Source organism: Streptomyces thermovulgaris (assembly GCF_002155915.1).
Taxonomy (GTDB): domain Bacteria; phylum Actinomycetota; class Actinomycetes; order Streptomycetales; family Streptomycetaceae; genus Streptomyces; species Streptomyces thermovulgaris.
The window spans coordinates 1-14,331 of sequence record NZ_MUME01000071.1 but is presented as its reverse complement, the minus strand read 5'-3'; the positions used below and the strand labels follow the sequence as shown (position 1 = coordinate 14,331).

At 70.1% G+C, this 14,331-nt stretch carries 11 protein-coding genes, 1 tRNA gene and 1 pseudogene; 11 read left to right on the top strand and 2 right to left on the bottom strand.

All coding sequences use genetic code 11. From position 1 onward, the window contains the following. Positions 1–845: 845 nt before the first annotated feature. The 9 genes from dnaN (at position 846) to CCN35_RS07710 (ending at position 11,343) form a co-directional block, all read left to right on the top strand. The gene (gene dnaN, locus CCN35_RS07750) at positions 846–1,976 is read left to right on the top strand and encodes a DNA polymerase III subunit beta (protein ID WP_067397779.1); all 1,131 of its coding nucleotides are present in this window, start codon (positions 846–848) and stop codon (positions 1,974–1,976) included. Between the two features lie 176 nt (positions 1,977–2,152). Then, the gene (gnd, locus tag CCN35_RS07745) at positions 2,153–3,028 is read left to right on the top strand and encodes a phosphogluconate dehydrogenase (NAD(+)-dependent, decarboxylating) (RefSeq protein ID WP_086791953.1); all 876 of its coding nucleotides are present in this window, start codon (positions 2,153–2,155) and stop codon (positions 3,026–3,028) included. A gap of 112 nt (positions 3,029–3,140) precedes the next feature. Continuing rightward, positions 3,141–4,262 carry a DNA replication/repair protein RecF gene (gene recF, locus CCN35_RS07740; RefSeq protein WP_086791951.1) on the top strand — a complete coding sequence of 374 codons (1,122 nt, stop codon included), beginning with the start codon at positions 3,141–3,143 and terminating at the stop codon, positions 4,260–4,262. Next, on the top strand, positions 4,259–4,810 hold the full coding sequence (locus tag CCN35_RS07735; protein ID WP_067398368.1) for a DciA family protein: 552 nt from the start codon (positions 4,259–4,261) through the stop codon (positions 4,808–4,810). The genes recF and CCN35_RS07735 overlap by 4 nt, the downstream gene beginning before the upstream one ends. Positions 4,811–5,223: 413 nt before the next feature. After that, positions 5,224–7,281 (top strand): DNA topoisomerase (ATP-hydrolyzing) subunit B, encoded by a 2,058-nt coding sequence (gene gyrB / locus CCN35_RS07730; protein WP_201450909.1) that lies wholly within the window; start codon positions 5,224–5,226, stop codon positions 7,279–7,281. A gap of 42 nt (positions 7,282–7,323) precedes the next feature. Beyond that, complete coding sequence (gene gyrA / locus CCN35_RS07725) at positions 7,324–9,915, top strand: DNA gyrase subunit A (RefSeq protein ID WP_086791949.1); 2,592 nt, start codon at positions 7,324–7,326, stop codon at positions 9,913–9,915. Between the two features lie 20 nt (positions 9,916–9,935). Beyond that, positions 9,936–10,688: a DUF3566 domain-containing protein gene (locus tag CCN35_RS07720; protein ID WP_067398360.1), complete on the top strand. Its 753-nt coding sequence runs from the start codon at positions 9,936–9,938 to the stop codon at positions 10,686–10,688. Positions 10,689–10,810: 122 nt separating this feature from the next. Further along, a tRNA-Ile gene (locus tag CCN35_RS07715) sits at positions 10,811–10,887 on the top strand. A gap of 108 nt (positions 10,888–10,995) precedes the next feature. Further along, positions 10,996–11,343, top strand: coding sequence for a hypothetical protein (locus CCN35_RS07710; RefSeq protein ID WP_086791947.1), 348 nt, complete (start codon positions 10,996–10,998; stop codon positions 11,341–11,343). A gap of 385 nt (positions 11,344–11,728) precedes the next feature. Here the strand turns inward: CCN35_RS07710 and CCN35_RS07705 are convergent, their stop codons facing one another. Continuing rightward, a complete protein-coding gene (locus CCN35_RS07705) occupies positions 11,729–12,085 on the bottom strand; it encodes a DUF6344 domain-containing protein (protein ID WP_067398356.1) in 357 nt (118 codons plus the stop codon). 335 nt (positions 12,086–12,420) lie between these two features. Here CCN35_RS07705 and CCN35_RS28870 point away from each other — a divergent pair, with 335 nt between their 5' ends. Together CCN35_RS28870 and CCN35_RS07695 are read left to right on the top strand one after the other, a co-directional pair. After that, on the top strand, positions 12,421–12,549 hold the full coding sequence (locus tag CCN35_RS28870) for a DLW-39 family protein (protein WP_010467770.1): 129 nt from the start codon (positions 12,421–12,423) through the stop codon (positions 12,547–12,549). Between the two features lie 312 nt (positions 12,550–12,861). Next, a complete protein-coding gene (locus CCN35_RS07695; protein ID WP_086791945.1) occupies positions 12,862–14,151 on the top strand; it encodes a hypothetical protein in 1,290 nt (429 codons plus the stop codon). On the opposite strand, the pseudogene CCN35_RS28285 reads toward CCN35_RS07695, so the two are convergent. After that, positions 14,115–14,331 (bottom strand): annotated as a pseudogene (locus CCN35_RS28285) (serine/threonine protein kinase); the annotation flags it as partial. The gene CCN35_RS07695 and the pseudogene CCN35_RS28285 overlap by 37 nt on opposite strands.

Here is a 14,331-nt window from a genome sequence, read left to right as displayed (position 1 = left end):
AGTCGGCCCCGGCCGCCGCCTGCCGGCGCCCGCCCTTCCCCCGCACCCGGCGCTCTCCGGGGACCGTCCCCGCTGTTCGAATCCGCCCCGGGGTTACGGCTCTCCTCCACAGATCCGGGGACTTTCTTCCGTCCACAACCTGGGGACCGCCACGTTGTCCAAACAGCGTCCACAGGCCGAGGGGCTGACCCTTCATCAGCCCAGCTCACCAGCCTGTGGATTGGTGGACGACCGCTCTCCATAGACTGTGGACGAAGCGGGGATCCACAGGCCCTTCACCGAGTTGTCCACCGGCAACCCACAGGCCGGGCGCCGTTGTCCCCAGCCATCCACTGCTTCTCCACAGCCCTGTCCACTGTTCGGCAACTCGGAGCAACCGGTCGCCGCGTCGAGTGAAAGCCATCACATCAAGCTGCCGGACCGGGATGTGGGAAAGAGCCGGAAATCTGGGGACGCAGCTGGGGAGAACCGGCCCCGGGCTGTGGGCGGGGTGTGCAGAACTTCCCGTCCTCCACAGCCCCCCCGGGTTGTCCACCGCGGCCGCCCACAGGGACCGTGGACAAAACCTCCGCACTGAGCTGGGCAAACGTGGTTATCCACGGTATCCACAGGCCCTACTACTACCCACGACGAGAGAGAGCGCGGAATTCGTTTCGAAGCGGGGCCTGTGCACAACCCGCCCTCCCGGGCCCGACCGCCTCCCGGGGCGATTTGACCCCGAGAGGCATCTGCTGTCACTGCCGTGCGTCAGACTGGTTCCGGTGTCCTTCCCCTCTTAGCGGGCGGCGACACCGAGTCGGAGGACTCAGCAGCGACTCAGAAGCAACAGCAGGAGGCGGCTTACCGTGAAGATCCGGGTGGAACGCGACGTACTCGCGGAGGCAGTGGCCTGGGCGGCACGCAGCCTCCCGGCCCGTCCGCCGGCGCCTGTGCTCGCCGGCCTGCTGCTGAAGGCGGAGGACGGGCAGCTGAGCCTGTCCAGCTTCGACTACGAGGTCTCCGCACGGGTGTCGGTGGAGGCCGAGGTCGAGGAGGAGGGCACGGTCCTGGTCTCCGGCCGGCTGCTCGCCGACATCTCCCGTGCCCTGCCCAACCGGCCGGTGGAGATCTCCACGGACGGTGTGCGGGCCACGGTGGTCTGCGGCTCCTCCCGCTTCACCCTCCACACCCTGCCCGTGGAGGAGTACCCGGCGCTCCCGCAGATGCCGAACGCGACGGGCACGGTCCCCGGCGAGGTCTTCGCCTCCGCCGTGCAGCAGGTCGCCATCGCGGCGGGCCGCGACGACACGCTGCCCGTCCTGACCGGTGTCCGCATCGAGATCGAGGGCGACACGGTCACCCTGGCCTCCACCGACCGCTACCGCTTCGCGGTGCGCGAGTTCCTGTGGAAGCCGGAGAGCCCGGACGCCTCCGCGGTCGCCCTGGTGCCCGCCAAGACCCTGCTGGACACCGCCAAGTCGCTGACCAGCGGCGACAACGTGACCCTGGCGCTGTCCGGCTCCGGCGCGGGGGAGGGCCTGATCGGTTTCGAGGGGGCCGGGCGGCGCACGACCACGCGTCTGCTGGAGGGCGACCTCCCGAAGTACCGCACGCTGTTCCCGACGGAGTTCAACTCGGTCGCCGTCATCGAGACCGCTCCCTTCGTGGAGGCGGTCAAGCGTGTCTCCCTGGTCGCCGAGCGCAACACCCCGGTGCGGCTGAGCTTCGAGCAGGGCGTGCTGACCCTGGAGGCCGGCTCCAGCGACGACGCACAGGCTGTGGAAAGGGTGGACGCGCAGCTGGAGGGCGACGACATCTCCATCGCCTTCAACCCGACGTTCCTGCTGGACGGCCTGAGCGCCATCGACTCCCCGGTGGCGCAGCTGTCCTTCACCACGCCCACCAAGCCCGCACTGCTCAACGGCAAGCCGGCGGTGGACGCCGAGGTGGACGAGACCTACAAGTACCTGATCATGCCCGTGCGGCTCAGCGGCTGATCGGCCGGGCCGGCGGTCGAGCGGGTTTCCGCAGGTGGCGGGCCTCGGAGGCGGGCATACGCATGAGCGTGTATGCCCACAGATGTGCGCAAGCGTCCGGGTTTAGGCTCGGACGCAGGTGCGAAAGCGCCGGCACGCCACCTCGTACAACCCGTACAACCTAAGGAACACAACTGATGGAGCTCGGTCTCGTCGGCCTCGGCAGGATGGGCGGCAACATGCGCGAGCGGATACGCCGCGCGGGCCACACCGTCGTCGGATACGACCGCAACCCGGATCTCGCGGATGTCCACAGCCTGGAGGAGCTTGTGGGCAAGCTCCGGGCTCCGCGCGTGGTCTGGGTGATGGTCCCGGCGGGCGAGCCCACCCGGACCACGATCGACGCGCTCGCCGAGCTGCTGGAGCCCGGCGACGTCGTCGTGGACGGCGGCAACTCCCGGTGGACGGACGACGAGAAGCACGCCGGGAAGCTGGCCGAGAAGGGCATCGGCTTCGTCGACTGCGGCGTCTCGGGCGGCGTGTGGGGCCTGGAGAACGGCTACGCGCTGATGTACGGCGGCGACGCGGAGCACATCGCCAAGGTGCAGCCGATCTTCGACGCGCTCAAGCCGGAGGGCGACTTCGGCGCGGTCCACGCGGGCAGGGTGGGCGCGGGCCACTTCGCGAAGATGGTCCACAACGGCATCGAGTACGCGATGATGCAGGCCTACGCCGAGGGCTGGGAGCTGCTGGAGAAGGTCGACTTCGTGGACAACGTCCGTGAGGTCTTCCGCTCCTGGCAGGACGGCACCGTCATCCGCTCCTGGCTGCTGGACCTCGCCGTGAACGCCCTCGACGAGGACGAGCACCTGGAGAAGCTGCGCGGTTACGCGGAGGACTCCGGCGAGGGCCGGTGGACCGTGGAAGCCGCCATCGACAATGCCGTGCCGATGCCGGCGATCACGGCCGCCCTGTTCGCGCGCTTCTCCTCCCGCCAGGAGGACTCGCCGCAGATGAAGATGGTCGCCGCGCTGCGCAACCAGTTCGGCGGACACGCCGTGGCGAAGAAGTAGCGCCGCAGCGGCGAGGCACCCAGGACAAAAGACACAGAAGAGACACGAGAGAAGAACCAGTCCGCAGGGCCGTCGAGCGGTCCACGACGCCGGGGGAGGTCGGCGTACGACCATGCATGTCACGCATCTGTCGCTGGCCGACTTCCGCTCGTACGCCCGGGCCGAGGTACGGCTCGACCCGGGGGTCACGGCGTTCGTCGGCCCGAACGGACAGGGCAAGACGAATCTCGTCGAGGCGATCGGCTATCTCGCCACGCTCGGCAGTCACCGCGTCGCCTCCGACGCGCCCCTGGTCCGCATGGGCGCCGAACGGGCGGTGATCCGGGCGCAGGTCAGGCAGGGCGAGCGGCAGCAGCTGGTCGAGCTGGAGCTGAACCCCGGCCGGGCCAACCGGGCCCGCATCAACCGGTCCTCCCAGGTCAGGCCGCGGGACGTGCTGGGGATCGTCCGGACCGTGCTGTTCGCGCCCGAGGACCTGGCCCTGGTCAAGGGCGATCCGGGGGAGCGGCGCCGTTTCCTGGACGAGCTGATCACCGCGCGCTTCCCGAGGATGGCGGGGGTGCGCTCGGACTACGAGCGGGTGCTCAAACAGCGCAACACGCTGCTGAAGACGGCCGCGCTGGCGCGCCGGCACGGCGGCCGCTCGATGGATCTGTCCACCCTGGACGTGTGGGACCAGCACCTCGCGCGCGCGGGCGCGGAGCTGCTGGCCCAGCGTCTGGACCTGGTGGCCGCGCTGCAGCCGCTGGCCGACAAGGCGTACGAGCAGCTGGCTCCGGGCGGCGGCCCGCTGGTGCTGGAGTACCGGTCGTCCGCGCCCGGTGAGGCGCACACGCGGGAGGAGCTCTTCACGCAGCTGATGGCGGCGCTCGCCGACGTCCGCCGGCAGGAGATCGAGCGGGGCGTGACGCTGGTGGGGCCGCACCGGGACGACGTGGTGTTCAAGCTGGGACAGCTGCCCGCCCGGGGATACGCCTCCCACGGGGAGTCCTGGTCGTATGCGCTGGCCCTGCGGCTGGCGTCGTACGACCTGCTGCGGGCGGAGGGGAACGAGCCGGTGCTGATCCTCGACGACGTCTTCGCGGAGCTGGACGCACGGCGCCGGGAGCGGCTGGCCGAGCTGGTCGCGCCCGCCGAGCAGGTCCTGGTGACGGCCGCGGTGGACGACGACGTGCCGCATCTGCTGACGGGGGCGCGGTACGTCGTGTCGGGCGGGACGGTGGAGCGCGCATGAGCACCGAGCAGGAATCCGGTCCGGACGACGGCGCCCGCCGGACGGCCGAGCCGTCCGGTGTGGATCTCGCGCGTGTGGCACTGCGTGCGGCGAAGGAGGCGGCACGCGCGCGGGGGGACGCGGCGCGGCAGGGAAGCCGGCAGACGCGGCGCGGCGGTCCGCGTTCCGGCGTGCGCGTCGACGGCCGTGAGCCGATGACGCTCGGTGCGGCGATCAACCGGCTGCTCGTGGAGCGCGGCTGGGAGACGCCGGCCGCGGTGGGCGGTGTGATGGGGCGCTGGCCGCAGATCGTGGGCCCCGACGTGGCCAAGCACTGCGTGCCGGAGAGGTACGACGAGACCGAGCGGGTGCTGACGGTGCGCTGCGACGCGACCGCGTGGGCGACGAACCTGCGTCTGCTGGCCCCGACGCTGGTGGCCCGGCTGAACGAGGACCTCGGACACGGCACGGTGCGGGCGATCAAGGTGCTCGGACCCGGTGGCGGCGGCCGCGGGTACGGCCCGCTGCGGGCGCCGGGCAGCCGGGGCCCCGGCGACACCTATGGGTGACATCTCTCACACGGGGGCCTCGCACGGCCTCCTCTATACAAAGAGGCCTCGACGGTGCGCGGGGGATCCCCTGCGCACCGTCGCACGCGCTTGCGAATCCCGGCCCGGTGCGGGTGTAGCGAAGGGTTGACGCCCGGAAGCGCTGAGTGCCGCTGTGAGCCCCTTGGAGCCCCCTTGTACATATCGGTACCCGGCCAAGACCGGTTCAGGGCGCCACATGCGTACCCAGGTACCGGCAAACACCCATCACTGTCAGCGGTACCGGTAGACTGGAGGACAATCCCGCCCCGAACGTGGGGACCGTCCGGGAAAAGCTGAGCAACGCTGAGCAACGCTGATCAACGCACCATGCCGCAGCCGCTCCGGCAACCCGCCGACGAGCCTGGCTCGTGCTGTGCCAGAAAGGGCGCTTCGTGGCCGATTCCGGCAACCCCAACGAGAACATCCCGTCCACCAGTGCCGGCGTGAACGGTGCCGTCTCCGTGAACGGCGAGGCCGCCGCCTCCTACGACGCCAGTGCGATCACCGTACTCGAGGGTCTGGACGCGGTCCGCAAGCGACCTGGGATGTACATCGGTTCGACCGGCGAACGTGGCCTGCATCACCTCGTGTACGAGGTGGTCGACAACTCCGTCGACGAGGCGCTGGCCGGATTTGCGGACACCATCGAGGTGACGATCCTGGCCGACGGCGGCGTGCGGGTCGTCGACAACGGCCGCGGCATCCCGGTGGACATCGTCCCCTCGGAGAACAGGCCGGCCGTGGAGGTCGTGCTGACCGTCCTGCACGCCGGCGGCAAGTTCGGCGGCGGCGGGTACGCGGTCTCCGGCGGTCTGCACGGCGTCGGCGTCTCCGTCGTGAACGCCCTGTCCACCAAGGTGGCCGTCGAGATCAAGCGGGACGGCTACCGCTGGACGCAGGAATACAAGATGGGCGTCCCGACGGCGCCGCTGGCCCGGCACGAGGAGACGGACGAGACCGGTACGACGGTCACGTTCTGGGCCGACCCGGACGTCTTCGAGACCACCGAGTACTCCTTCGAGACGCTGTCGCGGCGTTTCCAGGAGATGGCCTTCCTCAACAAGGGCCTGACGATCACGCTGACCGACGAGCGGGAGTCGGCGAAGGCCACCTCCGGCGCGGACGAGGCCGGCGCCGACGAGGGGGGGCAGGTCAAGACCGTCACCTACCGCTACGACGGCGGCATCGTCGACTTCGTGAAGTACCTCAACTCCCGCAAGGGAGAGGCGGTGCACCCCTCCATCATCTCGCTGGAGGCGGAGGACAAGGACAAGAGCCTGTCCCTCGAGGTCGCGATGCAGTGGAACAGCGGCTACAGCGAGGGCGTGTACTCGTTCGCCAACATCATCCACACCCACGAGGGCGGTACGCACGAGGAGGGCTTCCGCGCGGCGCTCACCTCGCTGATCAACAAGTACGCGCGCGACAAGAAGCTGCTGCGGGAGAAGGACGACAACCTCACGGGTGACGACATCCGCGAGGGCCTGACCGCGATCATCTCGGTCAAGCTGAGCGAGCCGCAGTTCGAGGGCCAGACCAAGACCAAGCTGGGCAACACGGAGGCGAAGACCTTCGTCCAGAAGGCGGTCTACGAGCACCTGAGCGACTGGCTGGACCGCAACCCCAACGAGGCCGCGGACATCGTCCGCAAGGGCATCCAGGCGGCCACCGCGCGGGTGGCGGCCCGCAAGGCGCGCGACCTGACCCGCCGCAAGGGGCTGCTGGAGTCCGCGTCCCTGCCGGGCAAGCTGGCCGACTGCCAGTCCAACGACCCGTCCAAGTGCGAGATCTTCATCGTCGAGGGCGACTCCGCGGGCGGCTCGGCCAAGTCCGGGCGCGACCCGGAGTACCAGGCGATCCTCCCGATCCGCGGCAAGATCCTCAACGTGGAGAAGGCGCGCCTGGACAAGATCCTGCAGAACCAGGAGATCCAGGCGCTGATCTCCGCGTTCGGCACGGGTGTGCACGAGGACTTCGACATCAGCAAGCTCCGCTATCACAAGATCATCCTGATGGCGGACGCCGACGTCGACGGCCAGCACATCAACACGCTGCTGCTGACCTTCCTGTTCCGCTTCATGCGGCCGTTGGTCGAGGCCGGGCACGTGTTCCTGTCCCGTCCCCCGCTGTACAAGATCAAGTGGAGCCGGGACGACGTCGAGTACGCGTACTCCGACCGCGAGCGCGATGCGCTGATCGAGCTGGGCCGGCAGCGCGGCAAGCGCATCAAGGAGGACTCGATCCAGCGCTTCAAGGGCCTCGGCGAGATGAACGCCGAGGAGCTGCGCGTGACCACCATGGACGTCAACCACCGCGTCCTCGGTCAGGTCACCCTCGACGACGCCGCCCAGGCCGACGACCTGTTCTCGGTCCTGATGGGCGAGGACGTCGAGGCCCGCCGGCAGTTCATCCAGCGCAACGCCAAGGACGTCCGCTTCCTCGACATCTGAGTCGGTCTCAGCTGACCGCACCAGGAAGGAATCCCACCAGCAATGGCCGACGAGAACACCCCCGTCACGCCTGAAGGCTCCGAGGGCGAGACCACGCTGCGCATCGAGCCCGTCGGGCTCGAGACGGAGATGCAGCGCTCCTACCTCGACTACGCGATGTCCGTCATCGTCTCGCGTGCGCTGCCGGACGTGCGTGACGGTCTCAAGCCCGTCCACCGCCGTGTGCTGTACGCCATGTACGACGGCGGGTACCGCCCCGACCGCGGTTTCTACAAGTGCGCCCGTGTCGTCGGCGACGTCATGGGCAACTACCACCCGCACGGCGACTCCTCGATCTACGACGCGCTGGTGCGCCTGGCGCAGCCGTGGGCGATGCGGATGCCGCTGGTGGACTCCAACGGCAACTTCGGTTCGCCGGGCAACGACCCGGCGGCGGCCATGCGCTACACCGAGTGCAAGATGGCGCCGCTGTCGATGGAGATGGTCCGTGACATCGACGAGGAGACCGTCGACTTCACGGACAACTACGACGGCCGCTCCCAGGAGCCGACCGTCCTGCCGTCCCGCTTCCCGAACCTGCTGATCAACGGCTCGGCCGGCATCGCGGTGGGCATGGCCACCAACATCCCGCCGCACAACCTGCGCGAGGTCGCCGCCGGTGCCCAGTGGTACCTGGAGCACCCGGACGCCTCCCACGAGGAGCTCCTCGACGCGCTCATCGAGCGCATCAAGGGGCCGGACTTCCCGACCGGTGCGCTGGTGGTGGGCCGCAAGGGCATCGAGGAGGCGTACCGCACCGGCCGCGGCTCGATCACCATGCGCGCGGTGGTCGAGGTCGAGGAGATCCAGAACCGCCAGTGCCTGGTGGTCACGGAGCTGCCGTACCAGGTCAACCCGGACAACCTCGCGCAGAAGATCGCCGACCTGGTGAAGGACGGCAAGATCGGCGGCATCGCGGACGTCCGCGACGAGACCAGCTCGCGCACGGGCCAGCGTCTGGTCATCGTGCTGAAGCGGGACGCGGTCGCCAAGGTCGTCCTGAACAACCTGTACAAGCACACCGAGCTGCAGACGAACTTCGGCGCCAACATGCTGGCCCTGGTCGACGGCGTGCCGCGCACGCTGTCGCTGGACGCGTTCATCCGCCACTGGGTGAACCACCAGATCGAGGTCATCGTCCGCCGTACGCGCTTCCGTCTGCGCAAGGCCGAGGAGCGGGCGCACATCCTGCGCGGCCTGCTGAAGGCCCTGGACGCCATCGACGAGGTCATCGCGCTGATCAGGAGCAGTGCCACCGTCGAGGTCGCGCGCGAGGGCCTGACGAGCCTGCTGGACATCGACGACGTCCAGGCCAACGCCATCCTGGAGATGCAGCTGCGGCGTCTGGCCGCCCTGGAGCGCCAGAAGATCGTCCAGGAGCACGACGAGCTGCAGGCGAAGATCGACGAGTACAACGAGATCCTGGCCTCCCCGGCCCGCCAGCGCGGGATCGTCAGCGAGGAGCTGGCCGCGCTCGTCGAGAAGTACGGCGACGACCGCAAGACCCAGCTGGTGCCGTACGAGGGCGACATGTCCATCGAGGACCTGATCGCCGAGGAGGACATCGTCGTCACGGTCACCCGGGGCGGCTACATCAAGCGCACCCGGACCGACGACTACCGCGCCCAGAAGCGCGGCGGCAAGGGCGTGCGCGGGACGAAGCTGAAGGAAGACGACATCGTCGACCACTTCTTCGTCACCACCACGCACCACTGGCTGCTGTTCTTCACCAACAAGGGCCGGGTGTACCGGGCGAAGGCGTACGAGCTGCCGGACGCGGGCCGGGACTCGCGCGGGCAGCACGTGGCGAACCTGCTCGCCTTCCAGCCGGACGAGACCATCGCCCAGATCCTCGCGATCCGCGACTACGAGGCGGCGCCGTACCTGGTGCTCGCCACCAAGGGCGGACTGGTCAAGAAGACGCCGCTGAAGGACTACGACTCGCCGCGCTCCGGCGGTGTCATCGCGATCAACCTGCGTGCGCGGGAGGACGGAACCGACGACGAACTGATCGGGGCCGAGCTCGTCTCGCCCGAGGACGATCTGCTGCTGATCAGCAAGAAGGCGCAGTCGATCAGGTTCACCGCCTCGGACGCCACTTTGCGTCCCATGGGCCGCGCCACCTCGGGCGTCAAGGGCATGAGTTTCCGCGAGGGCGACGAGTTGCTCTCGATGAATGTTGTCCGACCCGGTACGTTCGTGTTCACTGCCACCGACGGCGGGTACGCCAAGCGGACCCGGGTCGACGAGTACCGCGTCCAGGGCCGCGGCGGCCTCGGCATCAAGGCCGCCAAGATCGTGGAGGACCGCGGTTCGCTCGTGGGCGCGCTGGTGGTCGAGGAGAACGACGAGATCCTCGCCATCACCCTCTCTGGCGGTGTGATTCGCACGCGAGTCAGCGAGGTCAGGGAGACGGGCCGTGACACCATGGGCGTCCAACTGATCAACTTGAACAAGCGCGACGCGGTCGTCGGCATCGCACGCAACGCCGAGGCGGGGCGTGAGGCGAAGGAAGTCGACGGAGACGGGGACTCCGCCGCCGAGGGTGCCGCGGCCAACGGCACGGGCGAGGGCGAGACGCCCTCGGCCGAGTAGGACGAGGAGAGAGAGTCATCGTGAGCGGAGCCACGGGCGCCGGATCGGCCGGTACCTCCACTGGTACGGAAACGGACGGCGGCGGCCGTGGCTCCGCCGCGCGTACGGTGGACACGCGCACGACCAACCTGCAGGCGATCAGACCGTCCACGGCCGAGGCGCACGGACCTCAGGGGGCAACGGTGACGGACACCCGAGGCGCACAGCCCCAGCAGCCCCAGAACGCGGCCGGCCGGCAGCCGGACGCGGGAGCCTCCCCGCAGGCGGACGGTTCCCCGCTGCCGGGCGAGCGGCAGCCGCAGCAGCCCGCGGGGCCCTACCACCCGCCGCAGGCCTATCCGTCGGCCACGGCGCCCGAGGGCGCGGTGCGCCGGCCGCGCACGGACGCGCGCACCCTGCCGCGCACCCGCAAGGCCCGGCTGCGGGTGGCCAAGGTCGACCCGTGGTCGGTGATGAAGGTCAGCTTCCTGCTCTCCATCGCCCTGGGCATCTGCACCATCGTGGCCTCCGCCGTGCTGTGGACGGTCATGGACGCGATGGGAGTGTTCTCCACGGTCGGCGGGACGATCTCCGAGGCCACCGGCACCAACGAGTCGAACGGCTTCGACCTGCAGTCCTTCCTGTCCCTCTCGAACGTCCTGATGTTCTCGACGGTCATCGCCGCCATCGACGTGGTCCTCGCCACGGCCCTGGCGACCCTCGGGGCGTTCATCTACAACCTCTCCGCGGGCTTCGTCGGGGGCTTCGAACTGACGCTGGCCGAGGACGAGTGAGGCCAGGCCGGCACGCTCTGCGGGCGTGCGCCGAGGGGTCGGCGGCAACCGATTTTGGGACTTCCCCCCTCGTGCGCTAATCTTCAGGAGTCAGCGCGCGGGAGGCCCCCGCAGAGCGCGACGGGGCTATAGCTCAGTTGGTTAGAGCGCATCCCTGATAAGGATGAGGTCACTGGTTCAAATCCAGTTAGCCCCACCAGGGCGAAGACCCTCCAACCGGCCAAGGTTGGAGGGTCTTTGGCATTCCCCGTGGCGTCCGCCGTCCCGGCCCCTGCCGTTCAAGGGGCCCGGCGTCCATCCTCGGAGCATGTCGCTCTCCGCCGAGGTCCTCGCCCTGTGCCGGGCGGCGTTCGCTCCCGGGGAGCTGGAACTCGCCCTGCGCGCCCTGGAGACCTACGGGGCCGAGCAGGCCGACCGGGTGCACCGGAACGCGATCCGGATGAGCGAGGGGAGGCTGCACCGACTGGCCGGGTGGTCGAACGTGGCGGAGGACGATCCGGAGACGTTCCTCTGGTACGCGGAGGATCCCGAAGGGGCCGTCCGGCCGAGGACACGGGAGTTCGCGGTCGGCTTCATGAGCGGTTTCGCCGACAGGCACCTGCTGGAGCCCCGCGGTCCTCGGACTGACCCCGGGGCCTCCCCGGACCCTTCCTGAGCCGTTCCCGGGCCGTCCTCGGGCCGTCCTCGGGCCGTTTCCGGACGGTCCTCGGGCCGTCCGGGGCGCATCGGCGGCGTCGGCGCAGACGGCGAGCAGGCAGCAAGCAGACGGCAAGGGGCCTTTCGTCCCCGCATGTCACGGGCTCGGTCGCAAAGGGGCGCCGCGCAGAGGGACGCAGGCCGCCCCTGCCGGCGGAGGACCCGGGCCACCGCTTCCGGAGAAGGAGGCCCCGGGGCGGAAAACGTGAGGATCCCCGGTCGGGCCGGACCGACCGGGGATCCTCGGGAGCGCGGCTGGTGTGGTGGCTGGTGGGGGAGTACGCAAGATCGCCGTTGTGTCATGGGTGCGGGTGGGAGGCACCGGCGGGGCCGGTGCGGTCCTGTCACCGTTGCAGAGGGATGGCGGGCCGGGACGGTGGGGTGTGGGAGGCGCACTGGGCGTCGGTGTCCAGGGAAGGAGCCTCGGGGGCCAGGCGGTGGCGGCAGGTGGGCGTCTTGCCGTGGGCCTCGGCGCGGATGCGCTGCTTCATCGTGGGGGGCAGGGACCTGGCTTGCAGCCTGGACCAGGGGGACCTCAGCTGGGCCGGCACCGGTGCGGTGCTCTTGGACGTCTTCTCGGGCTGCTTCGTGGTCGCGGCGGCGGCGGAAGCGGTCGTGGTGATGAGTCCGAGTGCCGTGAACAGAGCGAGGAAGGCGGCGACGATGGTGGTCCACAGCTTCATGACCTTGTTCTGGTCCATGTCCCCTCACTTTCGGGTCGGGCGATTTGCGTACTTTGCTCATGATGTGTATGAGGGGCGCGAAGTGGTGGACCGACGCCCGTGGTGTCGCGATCTTCGGATGAACACCACTCGGATGGACGCATGAACGACGAAAAACTCCGCAGAGGAAGAAGAAAGGTGAAATGACCGTCCGTACGGGGCCGGACACCCTCCGGTCCGGACGGTTTCGTCCGCGTCTATTGCGCTCGTGCACGCGGTAGTTGAGGCCCGACGCAGGTCACCGATCGATATCGACCGGTGTGTATAGTCGGGCGCCAGAGGTCCCCTACGTCAAGGAAAGACGAGGTCGCGCGGTGAAGAAGCTTCTTCTGGTTGCACTGGCCGCCATCGGTGGGCTCCTCGTGTACCGCCAGATCCAGGCGGATCGCGCCGAGCAGGACCTGTGGACGGAGGCGACTGACTCCGTGCCCGCGGGTTCGTGAGCACCGACATCCGGTACTGAGCAGGCCCCGACCGCCCGGGCGGTCGGGGTTTTGTGTGAGGGCCCGCGGCCCGGATCTCCTGTTGCGCGGATGTGTCTTTTGAGGTAGAGCGCGCCTTCGGGGGCGGATGTTTCGGACGTCCCCGCGGAATACGCGGACGGCCCAACGGGACGCTGGGCAGGATGGGCGACGTCCGAAGCGACGGGACGCGAGGGGGCGCGTGGCATGGAACGGGGCGGAGCGGCACGGCGGACGAGGGCGGGGAGCTCCCGGTACGGCCGGTGCGCACCCCGGTCACCGCGGCGGCCCGCCGTGCGCCTGGCCGTCGCCACCGCGGCGCTGTCCCTGACGGCGGCCGTCCTCGCACCGGATGCCTCGGCCGACGGATCACCGGGACCGTACGCCTTCGCCGACGGCGCCCCGTCCGTCACCGGGGCGACGAGCACCGCGGACGCCGGACGCCTCGAGCCGGGCCGTACCTACAGAAGCTCTCTGCCGTGGGACGGCAGGCTCCACTACCGTCTCGACCTCGACGCCGCCTCCACCGTGTACGTCTCCGCCACCGCGGTGCCCGGGGCCGGCACCACGGTCGCCGCCACCGACGGGCTCAGGATCTCGGTGCAGGACGCCCACGGCACCTCCTGCTCCTTCCAGACCGCCCGTTTCGGCGCGAGCCGCAGCCCGCATCCCGTCGCCGCCTGGGGAGCACGCGAGGTCTCCCCCGGCCACACGCTGTGCCAGGAGGCCGGCACGTACTACGTGCTGGTCGAACGCATCGGCGCCGACGGCTCCTCGACCGACACCTGGCCCCTCGAACTCGCCGTGTTCCTGGAGCCGCCCCTGGAGCGCACCGGGCCGACGAGGGCGCCCGACACCTGGAACTCCGCCTCCCCCGAGGCGGCCACCGGCCGGGCGGTGGAACGCGCGGGCGGCGCCGGGTTCGCCGCGGCGAGCGCGATCGGACCGGGCGTCTGGCGGACCCGGATACGGCCCGGCCAGACCCTCTTCTACAAGGTGCCGGTCGACTGGGGACAGCAGCCGAACGCCACCGCCGAGCTGGGCGGTGCGAGCACGGGCAGCGGCTATGTGAGCGGCGCGCTGACCCTGACGCTGTACAACCCGGTGCGCGGGCACGTCGAGGAGGCGTACGCCGGCTACGGCGGCCGTCCGGCCTCGGCCGGCCTCGCGCCCCTGCCGCCCGTCGCCCATGCCAACCGCCACGGCTTCGCCGACCAGGTGAAGGGCCTGCGGTTCGCCGGCTTCCACTATCTGGTGGTGCACCTCGCCGCCCAGACCGCCGAACGGTTCGGCGAGGGGCCCTACGACCTGACCCTGCGGGTGCGGGTGGACGGCACGGCACGGCCCGGACCGGACTATGCGGGCCGGTCCGAGCCCGAGCGGCTTTTCGAGGTCACCGCCCAGGACCGGGCAGCGGCGACACCGGCCGGGAGCGCGGGCGGCACGGCGGCGATGCGGGTGCTCGCCGCCGGCGGAATCGGTACGGGAACCGCGCTGCTGGCCGTCCTCGGGGCGTGGACGATGGCCGCCCGGCGGACCTCGCGGACTCACAGGCGGGTCAGCGCCCAGAAGCCCACGGCGTAGCAGGCCAGTGCGAGCAGCAGCAGCGGGACCGCCACCCGGGCGGGCGGGCCGGGGCGGCGAGGACGGCGCACGGCGTGACGGGGGTGGTGGGCAAGGCCCTCCCGGGCCGGAACGGGAACCTGCTGGGGGTCCCGGGCGGTGTACGAGGCGGTGGAGGCGTCGGCGCGGGCCACGGGAGCG